The sequence below is a fragment of the Actinomadura sp. NTSP31 genome (assembly GCF_041951385.1).
Lineage (GTDB): Bacteria > Actinomycetota > Actinomycetes > Streptosporangiales > Streptosporangiaceae > Spirillospora > Spirillospora napierensis.
The window spans coordinates 20,157-38,349 of the sequence record NZ_JBGNUT010000053.1; the positions used below are offsets into that span (position 1 = coordinate 20,157).

Sequence of the window (18,193 nt, forward strand, 5' to 3'; positions counted from 1 at the left end):
GATCACACCACCATGTCTGCACCCAACAAGTCCTATGACCCCGTCGAGGTGTCCGCGCTCCAGCCCGAGCAGCTGGACCGGGCCCGCGACGAGGCGCTCGCGGCGATCGCCGCGGCCGCCGACCTCGACGACCTCAAGCAGGTCCGCCTGGCGCACGCCGGCGACCGCTCCCCGCTGGCCCTGGCCAACCGGGAGATCGGCGCGCTGCCGCCGGCGGCGCGCGCCGACGCGGGCAAGCGCATCGGCGCCGCCCGCGGCGCGGTGTCCAAGGCGCTGAAGGAGCGCCAGGCCGTCCTGGAGGAGGAGCGCGACCAGCGGGTCCTCGTCGAGGAGACCGTCGACGTCACGCTGCCCTGGGACCGCGCGCCGCGCGGCGCCCGGCACCCGCTGACCACCATGCAGGAGCGGATGGCGGACGTCTTCGTCTCCATGGGCTTCGAGATCGCCGAAGGCCCCGAGGTCGAGGCGGAGTGGTTCAACTTCGACGCGCTCAACTTCAAGCCCGACCACCCGGCCCGCACCATGCAGGACACCTTCTTCGTGGAGTCGGAGGAGGCCGGGCTGGTGATGCGCACGCACACCTCGCCGGTGCAGATCCGGGCGCTGCTGTCGCGCCCGCTGCCGGTGTACGTGGTGGCGCCGGGCCGCACGTTCCGCACCGACGAGCTGGACGCCACGCACAGCCCGGTGTTCCACCAGCTGGAAGGGCTCGCGGTCGACGAGGGCCTGACGATGGCGGACCTGCGCGGCGGCATCGACGCGTTCGTCACCGGCATGTTCGGCGAGGGGCTGAGGACCCGGTTCCGGCCGTCGTACTTCCCGTTCACCGAGCCGTCGGCGGAGGTGGACATGCAGTGCTTCGTGTGCCGGGGCGCGTCCGCCGAGCCGGGCGGCGAGCCGTGCCGCACCTGCGGTTCGGAGGGCTGGATCGAGCTGGGCGGCTGCGGCATGGTCAACCCGCGGGTGCTGGTGGCCTGCGGCGTCGACCCGGACCGCTACAGCGGCTGGGCGTTCGGGCTGGGCGTCGAGCGGACGCTGATGTTCCGGCACGGCGTGGAGGACATGTACGACATGGTGGAGGGCGACGTCCGGTTCACCCTCCCGTTCGGGATGGAGATCTGATGCGGGCCCCGCTTTCCTGGGTGCGCGAGCACGTCGAGCTCCCGGCCGGTGTGACCGGCCGGGACCTGGCCGCGAAGCTGATCGCGGCGGGCCTGGAGGTCGAGACGGTCGAGCGGGCCGGCGCCGACATCACCGGGCCCCTCGTGGTCGGCGAGGTCCTGGCGGTCGAGGAGCTGACCGGCTTCAAGAAGCCGATCCGCTACTGCCAGGTGGACGTCGGCGACGCCAACGGCACCGGCGAGCCGCAGAACATCGTCTGCGGCGCGACGAACTTCGAGGCCGGCGACCGCGTCGTGGTGATCCTGCCCGGCGGCGTGCTGCCGGGCGGGTTCCAGATCGGCGCCCGCAAGACCTACGGCAAGGTGTCCGAGGGCATGATCTGCTCGGTGACCGAGCTCGGCATCGGCGACGACCACAGCGGCATCCTGGTGCTGCCGCCGGACGCGCCGGTCGGCGCCGACGCCGTCGAGCTGCTCGGCATCCGCGACGACGTCCTGGACATCGCCGTCACCCCGGACCGCGGCTACGCGCTGTCGATCCGCGGCATCGCCCGGGAGGCCGCGATCGCCTACGGCGTCCCGTTCAAGGACCCGGCGGACGTGGAGCTGCCCGCCAAGAACGGCGAGTCCTACCCGGCGAGCATCGCCGACCCGACCGCGTGCGACCGGTTCGTCCTACGCGAGGTGCGCGGCTTCGACCCTGACGCGCGGACCCCGATGTGGATGCAGGTGCGCCTGCACCGCGCCGGGATGCGGCCGGTGTCGCTGGCGGTCGACGTCGTGAACTACCTGATGCTGGAGCTCGGGCAGCCGCTGCACACGTTCGACCGCGCGAAGCTCACCGGCCCGATCGTGGTGCGCCGCGCCGCCAAGGGCGAGGGCCTGGAGACCCTCGACCACGTCAAGCGGAAGCTGGACCCCGAGGACATCCTCATCACCGACGAGTCGGGCCCGATCTCGATGGCCGGCACGATGGGCGGCCTCGCGACGGAGATCGACGACCGGTCCGCCGACATGGTCATCGAGGCCGCGCACTTCGACCCGATCGGCACCGCCCGGATGAGCCGCCGGCACAAGCTGCACAGCGAGGCGTCCTACCGGTTCGAGCGCGGCGTCGACCGCGAGCTGCCGCTGTACGCGTCGTACCGCGCGGCGCGGATGCTCGCCGACCTCGGCGGCGCGGAGATCGCCCCCGGCGTCACCCACGCCGAGGCCCCGGCCGAGCGGGTCACGATCACGATGCCGGCCGGGCATCCGGACCGGGTCGCGGGCGTGTCCTACGGCCGCGGCACGGTCGTCCGCCGGCTGGAGGAGATCGGCTGCACGGTCGAGGGGGACGACGTCCTCACCGTGGCGCCGCCGTCGTGGCGGCCCGACCTCACCGACCCGAACGACCTCGCCGAAGAGGTCATCCGGCTGGAGGGCTACGAGGACATCCCGGCCCGCGCGCCGCGCCCGTCCGCCGGGCGGGGCCTGACGATCCAGCAGCGGCTGCGCCGCCGCGTCGGCCGCGCGCTCGCCGGCGCCGGGTACGTCGAGGTGCTGGCGTTCCCGTTCGTGTCCGCGAAGGACTGGGACGACCTGCAGCTGCCCGCCGACGACGCGCGCCGCCGCACCCTGCGGCTGGCGAACCCGCTGTCGGAGGAGGAGCCGCTGCTGCGCACCACGCTGCTGCCGGGGCTGCTGCGGACGCTGGCGCACAACGTGGGCCGCGGCTTCCCCGACACGGCGCTGTTCGAGCTGGGCGTGGTGTTCCGGCCGCGTCCGGACGCGCCGGACCGGTCCCCGCGGCTCGCGGTGGACCGCGGCCCGACGCCCGACGAGGTCGCGTCCGTCGAGGCGGCGCTGCCCGACCAGCCGCACCGGGTGGCGGTCGTGCTGTCCGGCGACCGGGAGCCGTCCGGCTGGTGGGGCGGGGGGCGCCCGGCGCTGTGGGCGGACGCGGTGCAGGCCGCGCGCACGGTGGCGGCCGAGGTCGGCGTGGAGCTGGCGGTGCGGGCCGATCAGCACGCGCCCTGGCATCCGGGCCGCTGCGCCGCGCTCTACGTGGGCGACACGCTCGTCGGCCACGCGGGTGAGCTGCACCCGCGCGTCACCAAGGCGTACGGGCTGCCGGCGCGCACCTGCGCGATGGAGCTGGAGCTGCGCCGGCTGGGCGAGCCGGTGGCCGTCCGCGCGCCGCACGTGTCGACGTACCCGGTCGCGACGCAGGACGTGGCGCTCGTCGTCGGCTCGGAGGTGCCCGCCGCGGACGTCGAGGCGGCGCTGCGCGACGGCGCGGGCGACCTGCTGGAGTCGATCCGGCTGTTCGACGTCTACACCGGTGAGCAGGTGGGGGAGGGCCGCAAGTCGCTGGCCTACTCGCTGCGGTTCCGGGCCCCCGACCGCACCCTCACCGCCGAGGAGGCGTCGCAGGCGCGGGACGCCGCGGTCGCGGTCGCCGCCGACCGCACCGGGGCCGTCCTCCGCGGCGCCTGACCGTCCTTTCCGAGGGCGCCCCCGCACGATGCGCGGGGGCGCCCTTCGCATGTCCGCGGAAGAGCTCTTAATGCTACTTGTGTTGTGTTTGGAGTCCGGATAACCTGGACGTGTCACATCGCCGCCCGGTAGGGGAGTTCGTTGGAGTTCTGAGGTCCGGCACCGCGCAGTGGCCGCTCGGCGGCCCGCGCACGCGACCTCGTGGACCCACGTCCCGCCGGGCTTTTCCATGCCCTCCGCGCGTCGCGCGCCTTCGCGGTGCCTCCATGTGTCCCGCAGTCCGCCCGCCCGCCATGGAGGCCGCCTCATGTCATTCGCCATCGTCTGCTCGGACCTGTCGTTCGCCTGGCCCGACGGCACCGCCGTCCTGGACGGCCTGGACGCCGCGTTCGGCGCCGGCCGGACCGGTCTCATCGGGGTCAACGGGTCCGGCAAGTCCACCCTGCTCAAGCTGATCGCCGGGGAGCTGCGCCCCGCGTCCGGCTCCGTCGCCGTCGAAGGGGAGGCGGGGTACCTGCCGCAGACCCTCGTCCTGGACGACGCCGCCACCGTCTCGGACCTGCTCGGCATCAGCACGACCCGCGCCGCGCTGCACGCGATCGAGCGCGGCGAGGCCACCGAGGAGAACTTCGTCGCCGTCGGCGACGGCTGGGACGTCGAGGAGCGCGCCCGCGCGGAGCTCGACCGGCTCGGCCTCGGCCACCTCGGCCTGGACCGCGGCGTCGCGACGCTGTCGGGCGGCGAGGCCGTGATGGCCGGGCTCGCCGCGCTGTTCCTGGCGCGCCCGGACATCCTGCTGCTGGACGAGCCCACCAACAACCTGGACGTGGCCGCCCGGCGCCGCCTGTACGACGCCGTGGACTCCTGGACGGGCGTCCTCGTCGTCGTCAGCCACGACCGGGAGCTGCTCGACCGGGTCGACGCGATCGCCGACCTGCGCGACGGAACGGTCCGGTCGTTCGGCGGGAACCTGTCCGTCTACGAGGACCTGCTCGCCGTCGAGAAGGAGGCCGCGGAACGGATGGTCCGGGTCGCCGAGACCGACCTGCGCCGGCAGAAGCGCGAACTGGAGGAGGCCCATGTGAAGCTGGCGCGCCGCAAGCGCTACGCGAACAAGATGTACGAGAACAAGCGCGAGCCGAGGGCCGTCATGAAGCTGCGCAAACGGGAGGCGCAGGTCTCGGCGGGCAAGCACCGCATCATGCACGAGGAACGCCTCGCCGGCGCGCGGACGCGGCTCGCCGAGGCGGAGGACGCGGTGCGCGAGGACGCCGGGATCCGGATCGGGCTGCCCGCGACCCGCGTCCCGGCCGGACGGACGGTCGTCACGGTCACGGGGCTCAGCGCACCGGAACCGGGCCCGGGCACCCTGACCGAGTTCATCGTGCAGGGGCCGGAGCGGATCGCGCTGACCGGGCCGAACGGCTCGGGCAAGACGACGTTCCTGCGTGCGCTGACCGGCGAATCGGTTCCGGACGGGACGTCCGTCAGGATCGGCGTGGACGGTGTCCGGTACCTGCCGCAGCGGCTCGACGTCCTCGATGACGCCCTCAGCGTTGTCGACAACGTGGCCGCGTACGCGCCGTCTGCGACGCCCGCCGAGATCCGGCAGGGGCTGGCGCGGTTCCTTTTCCGCGGCACGCGCGCCGACCGGCCCGCGGGCACGCTGTCGGGCGGGGAGCGGTTCCGGGCGGTGCTGGCGTCGCTGCTGCTCGCCGACCCGGCGCCGCGGCTCCTGCTGCTGGACGAGCCGACGAACAACCTCGACATGGCCAGTGCCCGGCAGCTCGCCCAGGCACTCGCCGCCTACGAGGGCGCGCTGATCGTGGTCGGCCACGACCTGCCGTTCCTGCGGACGCTCGGCCTCACCCGGTGGCTGCGCATGGACCGCCGCGCGGGCCTGGCGGAGACAGGGCCCGGGTAACGCCGGAGGCCCCGCGCGGAACGTCCGCGCGGGGCCTCCGGCAGCCCGGTCAGGTCAGGACGCGGCGGGTGAACGTGCGGGTGGCGGCCCACGTCAGCAGGACCGTCCCGCCGACGATGGCCAGCAGGAACGCCCACACCGGCATGTGCGGGATGTCGGGCGTCAGGGTGCTGCGCAGCCCCTCGCTGACGTACACGAGCGGGTTGAACAGGCTGAGGATCTGCAGCCAGCGGATGTGCTCCAGCGCCGACCACGGGTAGTACACGCAGCCGAGCATCGTCATCGGCAGCAGCACCATCGCGAACAGCACCTGGACCTTCTGCGGGTTCAGCAGGGTGCCGAGCAGCAGCCCGCCGGACGCGGCCAGCAGCGACCCCGCCACCATCACCACGACCAGCACGGGCCAGTTCCCTACGTGCACGTGCGGGGACTGGCCCTCGGCGTGGATGAGCAGCACGGCCGGGAACACCAGCAGCCCGCCGATCAGCCCCTGCAACGCCGCGGCGACGATCTTCTGCACCGCCAGCAGCGGGATCGGCACCGGCGCCAGCGCCCGGTCGGTGATGGACTTCTGCCAGTTCAGCTCCATCATCAGCGGGAAGATCACCGCCATCATCGCCTGCATGATGATGGACGAGCCGACCAGCCCGGGCACCAGGATCGTGGAGAACGTGGGCCCGCCGGGTCCGCCGGCCATCGCGCCGCCGCCGAGCTTGGGCAGCACGTAGGAGAACACGAACACGAACATCACCGGCTGCACGAGCACCCGGACGAACGTCGACAGGAAGTTCTTGCGCATCACCCGCGCCTCGCGCGCCATCATCGCGGCGAACGTGCGGGGGATCGTCGCGCGCGCCGCGGGCGGCGGCTTCAGGACGGTGGTGGCCGGGGCGGTCATTCCCGGTACTCCCTTCCGGTGAGGGTGAGGAACACGGTCTCCAGGCTGGGACGCAGCTGGGTGGCGTCGGTGACGCCGACCCCGGCGGCCGACCCGATCGTGACCAGCTCGCCGAGGATCCCCTCGGGCTCGGTGGCGAACACCCGCACCTGGCCGCCGGTGACCTCGACCTTGCTGATGCCGTCGCGGTCGGACAGCTTGTGGATCTCGTCGGGCGCGGGGGCGTCGTAGGCGACGGTGATGACGGTGTCGGCGCCCGCGGTGCCCTTCAGCTCGTCCACCGTGCCGGAGGCGAGGAGCCTGCCGTGGTCGACGACCGCGACCCGGTCGCAGAGCGCCTCGGCCTCCTCCATGTAGTGGGTGGTGAGCAGGATCGTCTGCCCGCCGGCCTGCAGGCCGCGCAGCACCTCCCACAGGTTGGTGCGGGTCTGCGGGTCGAGCCCGGCGGTCGGCTCGTCCAGGAACAGCACCTCGGGGCCGTGCATCAGGGCCCGGCAGATCATCACCCGTTTGGCCTGGCCGCCCGACATCTCGAACGGGTTGCCCTTGCGGTGCTCGGTCAGCCCGAACAGCTCCATCAGCTCGTCGGCGCGGCGGCGCGAGTCCCGCGCGCTCAAGCCGAAGAACCGGCCGCGGAACTCCAGGTTCTCGGCGGCGGTGAGGTCGCTGTCGAGGGTGTTGTTCTGCGACACCACGCCGATCCGGCGCTTGATCTCCACGGCGTCCTTCACCACGTCCAGCCCGCACACCCGCGCGGTGCCGCCGGTCGGGACGACCAGGGTGGTGAGCATGCCGATGGTGGTGGACTTGCCGGCGCCGTTCGGGCCGAGCAGCCCGAAGAACTCGCCGCGCGGCACGTCGAGGTCGATGCCCCGGACGGCGGGCACCTCGGGCCGCGGGCCGGCGGCGGGGTAGGTCTTCTTCAGCTCCACCGTCTGCACGGCGGGCTCGGGGGGTGCGCTCACGCGCGTTCTCCCTTCCCTGGCTTGCCCTCGGAGTAGTTCTCGAACTGCTTGATCAGGTTGAGCAGGAACCGCCGGACGGCGGCCTCGTCGCCCTCCTCGACGACGTCGTACAGCTCGTACAGGTCGCGGCCGATGGGCTGCGACTTCTCGGCGAGGAGCCGGCGGCCCTCGTCGGTGATGCGCAGCATCACGCCGCGCCGGTCGCGGTAGGAGCGCTCGCGCCGCACGTGCCCGTTGCGCTCCAGCGTGTCGACCACCGAGGTGATGGTGGCCGGGGTGACCAGCAGCCGTCTGGCGCACTCGCTCGGGCGCAGGCCGTCCTCGACGACCAGCAGGCGGAGCAGGAAGAAGCCCGCCGGGCTGATCCCGTGCTTCTCGACGATCCGCCAGACGACCGGCCCCGCCAGCCGCGAGGCGGCGCCGAAGAGGCGGCCGACCGGCCACTCCTCCATGGGGCCGAGGACCGTGAGGTCGCCGAAGCCGAGGTTCTCCATGGCGGCGATGTTAGAGCTCCGATGTTCAGTTGGCAAATCTTTAGATGCCTAACTACATGCCGGATCACGGATGTCAACATAGGTTGACATCTGAAGAATGTCAATGTCGGTTGACATTTGTCGATCTTGTGTCACTCGTCTCAGATCGCGCTGACCGGGCGTCCGACGTTGAATAGGTTTCCAGTTGCATGCATACTCTTACTCGTTGTTGTGCTGAGGAGGAACATGGGAATCCGGACGGCGGTCGCCGGCGCCAGCGGTTACGCGGGCGGCGAGCTGCTGCGCATCCTGGCGGGACATCCAGAGTTCGAGATCGGCGCGCTCACGGCGGGCGCCAACGCGGGCACCGAGCTGGGCGCGCACCAGCCGCATCTGCGATCCCTGGCCGGGCGCGTCCTGGCCGAGACCACCCCGGACACCCTCGCGGGCCACGACGTCGTGTTCCTGGCCCTGCCGCACGGGCAGTCGGGGCCGCTCGCCGCACGGCTGGGCGACGACGTCCTGGTCGTCGACTGCGGCGCCGACCACCGGCTCACCGACCCGGCGGCATGGGAGGCCTTCTACGGCACCCCGCACGCCGGCACCTGGCCCTACGGGCTCCCCGAGCTGCCCGGGCAGCGGGACGCGCTGCGCTCCACCAGGCGGATCGCGGTCCCCGGCTGCTACCCGACCGCCGTCAGCCTCGCGCTCTTCCCGGCGTTCGCCGCCGGGCTCGCCGAACCCGACGTCGTCGTGGTCGCCGCGTCCGGCACCTCGGGCGCCGGCCGCTCCCTCAAGCCGCACCTGCTCGGCAGCGAGGTGATGGGCTCCGTCAGCGCGTACGCCGTCGGCGGCGTCCACCGGCACACCCCCGAGATGACGCAGAACCTCAGCGCCGTCGCCGGGCAGGAGGTCACCGTCTCCTTCACCCCGACGCTCGCGCCGATGAGCCGCGGCATCCTCGCGACCTGCACGGCCAAGGCCCGCCCCGGCGTCACCGCCGCGACGCTCCGCACCGTTTACGGCGACGCAAGCGCCGGCGAGCCGTTCCTCGACCTGCTGCCCGAGGGGCAGTGGCCCGCCACCGCCATGACGCTCGGCGCGAACACCGCGCTCGTCCAGGTCGCGCTGGACGAGGCCGCCGGCCGGATCATCGCGGTCGTCGCCATCGACAACCTCGCCAAGGGCACCGCGGGCGGCGCGGTCCAGAGCGCCAACCTCGCCCTCGGCCTCCCCGAAGAACTCGGCCTGACCACGATCGGAGTGTCCCCTTGAGCGTCACCGCCCCCCGGGGTTTCCGCGCCGCCGGCGTCGTCGCCGGGCTGAAGGACAGCGGCACCCGCGACCTGGCCCTCGTCGTCAACGACGGGCCGTCCCGCGCCGCCGCCGCCGTCTTCACCCGCAACCGCGTCAAGGCCGCGCCCGTCCTGTGGTCGGAGCAGGTGCTCAAGGGCGGCCGCGTCCGCGCGGTCGTGCTGAACTCCGGCGGCGCCAACGCCTGCACCGGCGCCCCCGGCTTCCAGGACACCCACGCCACCGCGGAGAAGGCCGCCGAGCTGCTGGCCGACTCCGCCGGCGAGATCGCCGTCTGCTCCACCGGCCTGATCGGCGAGCGGCTGCCGATGGACGCGCTGCTCCCCGGCGTGGACAAGGCCGTCGCGGAGCTGTCGCGGGGCGACGGCGGCCTCGCCGCCGCCGACGCGATCCGCACCACCGACACCGTCGGGAAGATCTCCTTCCGGCAGGGCGACGGCGGCTACATGATCGGCGCGATGGCCAAGGGCGCGGGCATGCTCGCCCCGTCCCTGGCCACCATGCTGTGCGTGATCACCACCGACGCCGACCTGCCCGCCGAGACCCTCGACCGGGCGCTGCGCTCCGCGACCGGCCTCACCCTCGACCGGCTCGACTCCGACGGCTGCATGTCCACCAACGACACCGTCCTGCTGATGGCGTCGGGGGCGACCGGGATCGTCCCGGCCGAGGAGGAGTTCACCGCGCTGCTCACCGAGGTGTGCGCCGACCTCACCCGGCAGCTGCTGGTGGACGCCGAGGGCGCGTCCAAGGCCATCGCGATCGAGGTCGTCGGCGCCGCGTCCGACTTCGACGCGGTCACCGTCGGCCGCTCCATCGCCCGCAACAACCTGCTCAAGTGCGCGATCCACGGCGAGGACCCCAACTGGGGCCGGGTGCTGGCGGCCGTCGGCACCACCGAGGCGGTGTTCGACCCCGACCAGCTCAACGTCGCCATCAACGGCGTGTGGGTGTGCCGCAACGGCTCGTTCGGCGACGACCGCGACAAGGTCGACCTGCGCCCCCGGGACGTGACGATCACCGTCGACCTGGCGGCCGGCCCGAACAGCGCGACGATCTGGACGACCGACCTCACCGCCGACTACGTCCACGAGAACTCGGCCTACTCCACATGACCGCGATCACCAGCGGCGCGCAGATGCGCAAGAACCGCGCCGGGGTCATGGGCAAGGCGGAGACGCTGATCAAGGCGCTGCCGTGGCTGGAGCGCTTCCACGGCACGACCGTCGTGATCAAGTACGGCGGGCACGCGATGACCGACGAGGCGCTGCGGCACCAGTTCGCCGAGGACATCGTGTTCCTGCGCTACGCCGGGCTGAAGCCGGTGATCGTGCACGGCGGCGGACCCCAGATCAACGCCGCGCTCGAGCGCAACGGGATCGACTCGACCTTCACCGCCGGCCTGCGCGTCACCACCCCGGAGGCGATGGAGGTCGTCCGGATGGTGCTGACCGGCCAGGTGCAGCGCGACGTCGTCGGGCTGATCAACCGGCACGGGCCGTTCGCCGTCGGCATGTCCGGCGAGGACGCGAACCTGTTCACCGCCGAGCGCAAGCACGCGGTCGTGGACGGCGCGCGCGTCGACATCGGCCAGGTCGGCGAGATCGTCGAGGTGGAGGTCGGCGCCGTCCGGGCGCTGCTGGACGACGGGCGCGTGCCGGTCGTGTCGAGCATCGCGCGCGGCGACGACGGCGAGGTGTACAACGTCAATGCCGACACGGCCGCGGCGGCGCTCGCCGTCGCGCTGGACGCGGCGAAGCTGGTCGTGCTCACCGACGTGGAGGGCCTGTACGCCGACTGGCCCGACAGCGACGACGTGATCGACCGGCTGAGCACGGACGAGCTGGCCGCGCTGCTGCCGGACCTGTCCGCCGGGATGGTGCCGAAGATGGAGGCGTGCCTGGCCGCCGTGCGCGGCGGCGTCCCGCAGGCGCACGTCCTGGACGGGCGGGTCCCGCACTCGCTGCTGCTGGAGATCTTCACCGACGAAGGGATCGGAACGATGGTGCTGCCGAGCCTCCCCGGCGGACCGGTGACGGAGGACCCCAAATGAGCACCGGCGATCTGCGGGCGCGGTTCGAGGCCGCGTTCATGCCGAACTACGGCGTCCCGCCGGTGGCGCTGGTGCGCGGCGAGGGCTGCCGGGTGTGGGACGCCGACGGCCGCGAGTACCTCGACCTGATCGGCGGTATCGCGGTCAGCTCGCTCGGGCACGGCCACCCGGCCCTGGTCGAGGCGGTGTCGAGGCAGGCCGCCGCGATCGCGCACACCTCCAACCTGTTCCTGAACGAGCCCGAGGTGCTGCTGGCCGAGCGGCTGCGGGAGCTGCTCGGCGGCGACGGCCGGGTGTTCCTCGCCAACAGCGGCACCGAGGCCAACGAGGCCGCGCTGAAGCTCGCGATCAAGTACGGGAAGGCCAACGGCCGGACGTACTTCGTCGCGACGGAGAACGGCTTCCACGGGCGGAGCATGGGCGCGCTGTCGCTCACCGGGAAGAAGGCGATCCGGGAGCCGTTCGGGCCGTTCGCGATCGACGTCCGCTTCGTCCCCTACGGTGACGCGGACGCGCTCAAGGCCGCCGTGGACGAGCGGTGCGCCGCGGTGTTCCTGGAGCCCACACAGGGCGAGGCGGGGGTCGTGCCCCCGCCGGAGGGCTACTTCACCGCCGCCCGCGAGATCTGCGACGCGACCGGCGCGCTGTTCGTCGCCGACGAGATCCAGTCGGCCATCGGCCGGACCGGAGCCTGGTTCGCGTTCCAGCACGAGAACGCCAGGCCGGACATCCTGACGCTGGCCAAGGGGCTCGGCGGCGGCCTGCCGATCGGCGCGTGCATCGCGTTCGGCCCGCACGGCGAGATCTTCGCCAAGGGCGACCACGGCAGCACGTTCGGCGGCAACCCGGTCGGCGCCGCCGCCGCCCTCGCCGTGTTGGACACCATCGAGAAGGACGGCCTGCTCGGCAACGCCGCCGCCGTGGGGGAGACCCTCGCGTCCGGAATCGCGGCGATCGACCACCCGCTGCTCAAGGGCGTCCGGGGCCGGGGCCTGTGGCGCGCCGCCGTCCTCACCGGCCCGCACGCGCCCGCCGTGGAGGCCGCCGCCCGCGACGCCGGCTTCCTCATCAACGCCCTGCAGCCCGACGCGCTGAGGCTCGCCCCACCGCTGATCCTCACCGCGGAACAGGCCCGCTCGTTCACCGCCGCGTTCCCTTCGATCCTCGACACCGCCGCGTCCGCCGTGAAGGAGGGCTGACCCCCATGACCGTCAGGCATTTCCTGCGCGACGACGACCTCGCGCCCGCGGAGCAGGCCGAGGTCCTCGACCTCGCCGCGCAGGTCAAGAAGGACCGGTTCGCCCACCGGCCGCTGGAGGGCCCGCGGTCGGTCGCCGTCCTGTTCGACAAGCCGTCCACCCGGACCCGGCTGTCGTTCACCGCCGGCATCGCCGAACTCGGCGGCAACCCCATCGTCATGGACGCCGGCACCAGCCAGCTCGGCCGCGGCGAGACCATCGCCGACACCGCCCGCGTGCTGGAACGGCAGGTCGCCGCGATCGTCTGGCGGACGGCCGGGCAGGAGCGCGTCGAGGAGATGGCCGCCGGCACCGCCGTCCCGGTCGTCAACGCCCTCACCGACGAGTTCCACCCCTGCCAGATCCTCGCCGACCTGCAGACCGTCCGGGAGGCCAAGGGCGGGCTCGCCGGCGCGGCCCTCGCCTACTTCGGCGACGGCGCCAACAACATGGCGCACTCCTACCTGCTCGGCTGCGCGACCGCCGGCATGCACGTCCGCGTCGCCGCACCGCCGTCCCTGCCGCCCGACCCCGCCGTCGTGGCGCGCGCCACCGAGATCGCCGCCGCCACCGGCGGCTCGGTCACCGTCACCGGCGACCCCGCGCGGGCCGCCGCCGGCGCCGACGTCCTCGCCACCGACACCTGGGTGTCGATGGGGGAGGAGGGCAAGGACACCTCGCTCTACGAGCCCTACGCGGTGAACGAGGACCTGCTCGCCCGCGCCGACCCCGAGGCGGTCGTGCTGCACTGCCTGCCCGCCTACCGCGGCAAGGAGATCTCCGCCGCCGTCCTCGACGGCCCGCGCAGCCGCGTGTGGGACGAGGCGGAGAACCGGCTGCACGCCCAGAAGGCGCTGCTGGTCTGGCTGCTGGAGCGATCCCGGTGACGACCCCGATGACCAAGACCGCCCGCCAGTCCCGGGTGATCGACCTGCTGACCCGCCACCCGGTCCACTCGCAGGGCGAGCTCGCCAAGCTCCTGCAGGACGCCGGCGTCGACGTCACCCAGGCCACCCTCTCCCGCGACCTGGTCGAGATCGGCGCGGTCAAGCTCCGCGCCGACGACGGCAGCCTGATCTACGCCGTCCCGGGCGAGGGCGGCGACCGGATCCGGCGGGCCCGCACCGGCGGCGCCGAGACCTTCGCCGGACGGCTCTCCCGGATCGCCGCGGAACTGCTGGTGTCGGCGGAGGCGTCGGCGAACCTGGTCATCGTCCGCACCCCGCCGGGCGCCGCGCAGTACCTGGCCTCGGCGATCGACCACGCCGAATGGTCGACGATCCTCGGCACGGTCGCGGGCGACGACTCGATCCTCGTCATCGCCCGCGACCCGAACGGCGGGGAGGACGTCGCCGAGGCGCTGATCGGGCTCACCGCCGGCCGCGAACGGCGGGGCTAGGGCGCCGCGCGCCCGAGGATCCGGATCGACCCGCCGTGCCCGGCGCACGGGCGCCGGACGCGCACCGGCGCGCCGGGCATGGTGGGATGGCAACACACAACGCACCGCGCTGGGAAGAAGAGGATTTCCGTGACCAAGGCACCGACGCGACTGTGGGGCGGCCGGTTCGAGGGCGGGCCGTCGGACGCGCTCGCGCGGCTCTCGGTGAGCGTCCAGTTCGACTGGCGGCTCGCCCCCTACGACCTGATGGGCTCGCGCGCCCACGCCCGCGTCCTCAACCGGGCCGGGCTGCTGACCGACGACGAGCTGGACCGCATGACCGGTGCCCTCGACGACCTGGAGGCCGCCTGCCGGTCCGGGGAGTTCCGGCCCGCCGTCGCCGACGAGGACGTGCACACCGCCCTCGAACGCGGCCTGCTGGAGCGGCTCGGCGCCCTCGGCGGCAAGCTGCGCGCCGGCCGCAGCCGCAACGACCAGGTCGCCACCGACCTGCGCCTGTACCTGCGCGACCACGCCCGGCAGATCGTCTCCCGGCTCGTCGAGCTGGAGACCGCGCTGATCGCCCAGGCCGAGCACAACCTCGGCGTCGCCGCGCCCGGCATGACCCACCTGCAGCACGCGCAGCCGGTGCTGTTCTCCCACCAGCTGCTCGCGCACGTCCAGCCGCTCACCCGCGACGTCGCCCGGCTGCGCGACTGGGACAAGCGCGCCGCGGTCTCCCCGCTCGGCTCCGGCGCCCTCGCCGGCTCCTCGCTGCCGCTGGACCCGCAGGCCACCGCCGCCGAACTCGGCTTCGACGCCGCCGCGCCCAACTCCATGGACGCCGTCGCCGACCGCGACTTCGTCGCCGAGTTCCTCTTCACCGCCGCGCTGATCGGCGTGCACCTGTCCCGCCTCGGCGAGGAGATCTGCCTCTGGGCGTCGCAGGAGTTCCGCTGGATCGAGATGGACGACACCTACGCCACCGGGTCGTCGATCATGCCGCAGAAGAAGAACCCCGACGTCGCCGAGCTCGCCCGCGGCAAGGCCGGCCGCCTCATCGGCCACCTCGTCGGCCTGCTCACCACCCTCAAGGGACTGCCGCTCACCTACAACCGCGACCTCCAGGAGGACAAGGAGGGCGCGTTCGACGCCGTCGAGACGCTGCTGCTCGTCCTGCCCGCGATGTCCGGTCTGATCGCCACCATGCGGATCAACACCGAACGGCTGGAGACCTCCGCGCCCGACGGCTTCGCCCTCGCCACCGATCTCGCCGAACTGCTGGTGCGGCGCGGCGTGGCGTTCCGCGACGCGCACGAGGTCGTCGGCCACCTCGTCGTCTGGTGCCAGGTCAACGACAAGGACTTCGACGACCTCACCGACGACGAGCTGGCCAAGGTGTCGCCGCACCTGACGCCGGACGTCCGGGAGGTCCTCAACGTGCAGGGCGCCCTGGCGTCCCGCAAGGCCTACGGCGGCACCGCCCCGGAGCGTGTCCGCGAGCAGATCACCGCGCTGCGCGCCCAGGTCAACGAGCACGCCTCCTGGGCCACGGACGCCTGACCGGCGCCTGGAGCGGAAGGCGCCACCCACAGGGACAACGGACACCTGTCGGCGGGCCGCAGACGGGCCCCGAGCGTCACAGGGCCGCCCGGCCGTCTCCCGGCCGGGCGGCCGCGGCGGTCCGCGCCGCCCCCTAGGCTGGTCGACCGGCGGACCACCCCCTAGACCACGGTGAGGCGATGGACGGAGCGCTGCTGCCACGGGACTTCTTCGACCGGCCGGTGGACGAGGTCGCGCCCTCGCTGCTCGGGCACGTGATCACGCATCGCACCGCCGAGGGCGAGGTCGCCGCGCGGCTCACCGAGGTCGAGGCGTACGCGGGCCCCCTGGACCCCGCGTCCCACGCCTACCGCGGCGAGACACCGCGCAACGCGGTGATGTTCGGGCCGCCCGGGCACGTCTACGTCTACTTCACCTACGGCATGCACTTCTGCATGAACCTGGTGTGCGGGCCGGACGGGATGTCCTCCGCGGTGCTGCTGCGCGCCGGGGAGATCGTCGCGGGGGAGGAGATCGCCCGGGCGCGCCGCCCGAAGTCCACCGTCCGGGACCTGGCCCGCGGCCCCGCCCGGCTGTGCCAGGCCCTCGGCGTCGTCCGCGACCAGAACGGCCTGGACGTGTGCACGCCCGGCGGCGAGATGACGATCCTGCGGGGCGAGCCCGCCGATCCCGCGCTGATCCGCAGCGGACCGCGGACCGGTATCAACGTCGCCAGGGAGGTGCCGTGGCGGTTCTACGTCGACGGCGACCCGACCGTGTCGCCCTACCGGGCGCACGTCCCGCGCGTCCGCCGGAAGGCCGCCCGCAGGGCCTGACCTCCGAATATCGTTGGCGTGGGCTTCCGCCCATCGGACAGTCTGGTGAAAGAGCCGGACGGCAAGGCTGAGACGAGGGAGAACGTGACCGACATCCTGGATGACCTCGCGTGGCGCGACCTGATCGCGCAGTCCACCGATCTGGACGAGATGCGGGCGCTGCTCGCCGCGGGGCCGGTCACGCTGTATTGCGGGTTCGACCCGACGGCGCCCTCGCTGCACCTCGGGAACCTCATCCAGATCCTCGTCCTGCGGCGCTTCCAGCGGGCGGGGCACCGTCCCCTCGGCCTCGTCGGCGGCGCCACCGGCCTCATCGGCGACCCCAGCGGCAAGAGCGCCGAACGCGTGCTGAACTCCGAGGAGACCGTCGCCGGCTGGGTCGAGCGGATCCGCGGCCAGGTGTCGCGGTTCCTGGACTTCGACGACGGCCCGACCGGCGCCACCATGGTCAGCAACCTCGACTGGACCGGCCCCATGTCGGCCATCGAGTTCCTGCGCGACATCGGCAAGCACTTCCCGGTCAACCGGATGCTCGCCCGCGAGACCGTCAAGGCCCGCCTCGACACCACCGGGATGAGCTACACCGAGTTCAGCTACGTGCTCCTGCAGTCCATGGACTTCCTGGAGCTGTACCGGCGGCACGGATGCGTGCTGCAGACCGGCGGCAGCGACCAGTGGGGCAACCTCACCGCCGGCGTCGACCTGATCCGGCGCGTCGAGGGCGGCAGCGCGCACGCGCTGACGACGCCACTGCTCACCAAGGCGGACGGGACGAAGTTCGGCAAGACCGCCGGCGGCGAGACGTACTGGCTCGACCCCGACCTGACCTCGCCGTACGCGTTCTACCAGTTCTGGATCAACGCCGACGACCGCGACGTGGAGAAGTTCCTCAAGGTCTTCAGCTTCCGCTCCCGCGAGGAGATCGAGGACCTGGTCAAGCAGGGCGCCGACCGGCCCGCGGCGCGGCTGCCGCAGCGGGCCCTCGCCGAGGAGATGACCACGCTCGTCCACGGCGCGGACGAGACCGCCGCGGTCGTCGCCGCCTCCAAGGCCCTGTTCGGCCAGGGCGTGCTGGAGGAGCTGGACGAGAGGACCCTCAGGTCCGCGCTGGCGGAAGTCCCCCGCACGGAGATCCCGCCGGGGGAGCTCCCGCCCGTGGTGGACCTCCTGGCGGCCTCCGGCCTGTGCAAGAGCAAGTCTGAGGCCCGCCGGACGATCTCGCAGGGCGGCGTGTACCTGAACAACGCCAAGGTCGAGTCGGAGGACGCCGTGCCGGCGCCGGCCGATCTGCTGCACGGCAGGTTCCTGGTCCTGCGGCGCGGCAAGCGCAACGTCGGCGGCGTCGAGGTGGCCGCCAGCTGAACCGCGCGAGACGAGCGCCCGTCCGGATTCCTCCGGGCGGGCGCTCGCCATGGAGGGGAAAAGTTCGGTAGATCCACGTCACAGTGCGGTCACGGGCACCCTCCGCAAGCCTCATCTGCGGCCTTGAAACGTCGTTTGACCTGCATAAACGCGACCGCGGGGGTCGATTTGACGCTCCCGTCGCGGGGACCTAATGTTCTACACGCCCCACGGGGGAGCGGGACGCCGACAAGGCGGCCGGCCCCGGGGGAACCCTCCACAGACCAACTGGGACGAACACGTTCGCGCCCAAAGGGACGTTGAGGGCCGAACCGCCCAGAGTTTGACAAAGCGGGCGGATCGGGTAGGCTTGAAGGGTTGCCCCGGAGCGAGGTTCGCGAGAGCGGATCGAGCGCGGTGGGTGTCCGTTTCTTGAGAACTCAACAGCGTGTTAAAAGCCAGTGCCTTTATCGGTCCGGCCGGTTGGCCGGATCGCCCCGTGCCGTCTCTTCGGAGATGGTGGGGATTTCTTTGAGGCAAAGCGATCTTTGGATCGCGTTTGCTGGGATTGTTTCCTGAGGTTTGGCTGCTTGGAGGGTTCGCCCCTTCTGGGTGGTCGTTTGGACCTTGAT

15 protein-coding genes are annotated in these 18,193 nt (G+C 72.7%); 12 read left to right on the forward strand and 3 right to left on the reverse strand.

Going from position 1 to position 18,193, the window contains the following annotated elements:
• Nucleotides 1–12 precede the first annotated feature (12 nt).
• The 3 genes from pheS (at nt 13) to ACA514_RS46655 (ending at nt 5,523) form a co-directional block, all read left to right on the forward strand.
• Nucleotides 13–1,122 (forward strand): phenylalanine--tRNA ligase subunit alpha, encoded by a 1,110-nt coding sequence (gene pheS, locus ACA514_RS46645; RefSeq protein WP_375047967.1) that lies wholly within the window; start codon nt 13–15, stop codon nt 1,120–1,122.
• Entirely contained in the window at nt 1,122–3,599 is a 2,478-nt protein-coding gene (gene pheT / locus ACA514_RS46650; RefSeq protein WP_375047968.1) for a phenylalanine--tRNA ligase subunit beta, read from the forward strand. The genes pheS and pheT overlap by 1 nt, the downstream gene beginning before the upstream one ends.
• Nucleotides 3,600–3,906: 307 nt before the next feature.
• Complete coding sequence (locus ACA514_RS46655) at nt 3,907–5,523, forward strand: ABC-F family ATP-binding cassette domain-containing protein (RefSeq protein ID WP_375047969.1); 1,617 nt, start codon at nt 3,907–3,909, stop codon at nt 5,521–5,523.
• 49 nt (nt 5,524–5,572) lie between these two features.
• Here ACA514_RS46655 and ACA514_RS46660 read toward each other — a convergent pair whose 3' ends face one another.
• From ACA514_RS46660 to ACA514_RS46670, 3 genes are read right to left on the reverse strand one after another with little or no spacing between them, the layout of a single operon-like run.
• Entirely contained in the window at nt 5,573–6,421 is an 849-nt protein-coding gene (locus ACA514_RS46660; protein ID WP_375047970.1) for an ABC transporter permease, read from the reverse strand.
• Complete coding sequence (locus ACA514_RS46665) at nt 6,418–7,386, reverse strand: ATP-binding cassette domain-containing protein (RefSeq protein ID WP_375047971.1); 969 nt, start codon at nt 7,384–7,386, stop codon at nt 6,418–6,420. The genes ACA514_RS46660 and ACA514_RS46665 overlap by 4 nt, the downstream gene beginning before the upstream one ends.
• Nucleotides 7,383–7,880 (reverse strand): MarR family winged helix-turn-helix transcriptional regulator, encoded by a 498-nt coding sequence (locus ACA514_RS46670; protein ID WP_375047972.1) that lies wholly within the window; start codon nt 7,878–7,880, stop codon nt 7,383–7,385. The genes ACA514_RS46665 and ACA514_RS46670 overlap by 4 nt, the downstream gene beginning before the upstream one ends.
• 225 nt (nt 7,881–8,105) lie before the next feature.
• On the opposite strand from ACA514_RS46670, the gene argC reads away from it, so the two are divergent.
• The 9 genes from argC (at nt 8,106) to tyrS (ending at nt 17,582) form a co-directional block, all read left to right on the forward strand.
• Complete coding sequence (gene argC, locus ACA514_RS46675; protein WP_375047973.1) at nt 8,106–9,134, forward strand: N-acetyl-gamma-glutamyl-phosphate reductase; 1,029 nt, start codon at nt 8,106–8,108, stop codon at nt 9,132–9,134.
• Complete coding sequence (gene argJ / locus ACA514_RS46680) at nt 9,131–10,288, forward strand: bifunctional glutamate N-acetyltransferase/amino-acid acetyltransferase ArgJ (protein ID WP_375047974.1); 1,158 nt, start codon at nt 9,131–9,133, stop codon at nt 10,286–10,288. The genes argC and argJ overlap by 4 nt, the downstream gene beginning before the upstream one ends.
• 23 nt (nt 10,289–10,311) lie before the next feature.
• Entirely contained in the window at nt 10,312–11,226 is a 915-nt protein-coding gene (gene argB, locus ACA514_RS46685) for an acetylglutamate kinase (RefSeq protein ID WP_344280224.1), read from the forward strand.
• The gene (locus ACA514_RS46690; protein ID WP_375047975.1) at nt 11,223–12,425 is read left to right on the forward strand and encodes an acetylornithine transaminase; all 1,203 of its coding nucleotides are present in this window, start codon (nt 11,223–11,225) and stop codon (nt 12,423–12,425) included. Before argB ends, ACA514_RS46690 begins: the two co-directional genes overlap by 4 nt.
• A 5-nt stretch (nt 12,426–12,430) precedes the next feature.
• Nucleotides 12,431–13,351: an ornithine carbamoyltransferase gene (gene argF / locus ACA514_RS46695; protein WP_375047976.1), complete on the forward strand. Its 921-nt coding sequence runs from the start codon at nt 12,431–12,433 to the stop codon at nt 13,349–13,351.
• 8 nt (nt 13,352–13,359) lie between these two features.
• A complete protein-coding gene (locus tag ACA514_RS46700; RefSeq protein WP_375047983.1) occupies nt 13,360–13,863 on the forward strand; it encodes an arginine repressor in 504 nt (167 codons plus the stop codon).
• A gap of 129 nt (nt 13,864–13,992) precedes the next feature.
• Entirely contained in the window at nt 13,993–15,405 is a 1,413-nt protein-coding gene (argH, locus tag ACA514_RS46705; protein ID WP_375047977.1) for an argininosuccinate lyase, read from the forward strand.
• A 179-nt stretch (nt 15,406–15,584) separates the two neighbouring features.
• Nucleotides 15,585–16,220 carry a DNA-3-methyladenine glycosylase gene (locus tag ACA514_RS46710; protein ID WP_375047978.1) on the forward strand — a complete coding sequence of 212 codons (636 nt, stop codon included), beginning with the start codon at nt 15,585–15,587 and terminating at the stop codon, nt 16,218–16,220.
• Nucleotides 16,221–16,304: 84 nt separating this feature from the next.
• Complete coding sequence (gene tyrS / locus ACA514_RS46715) at nt 16,305–17,582, forward strand: tyrosine--tRNA ligase (RefSeq protein ID WP_375047979.1); 1,278 nt, start codon at nt 16,305–16,307, stop codon at nt 17,580–17,582.
• Nucleotides 17,583–18,193: the final 611 nt, after the last annotated feature.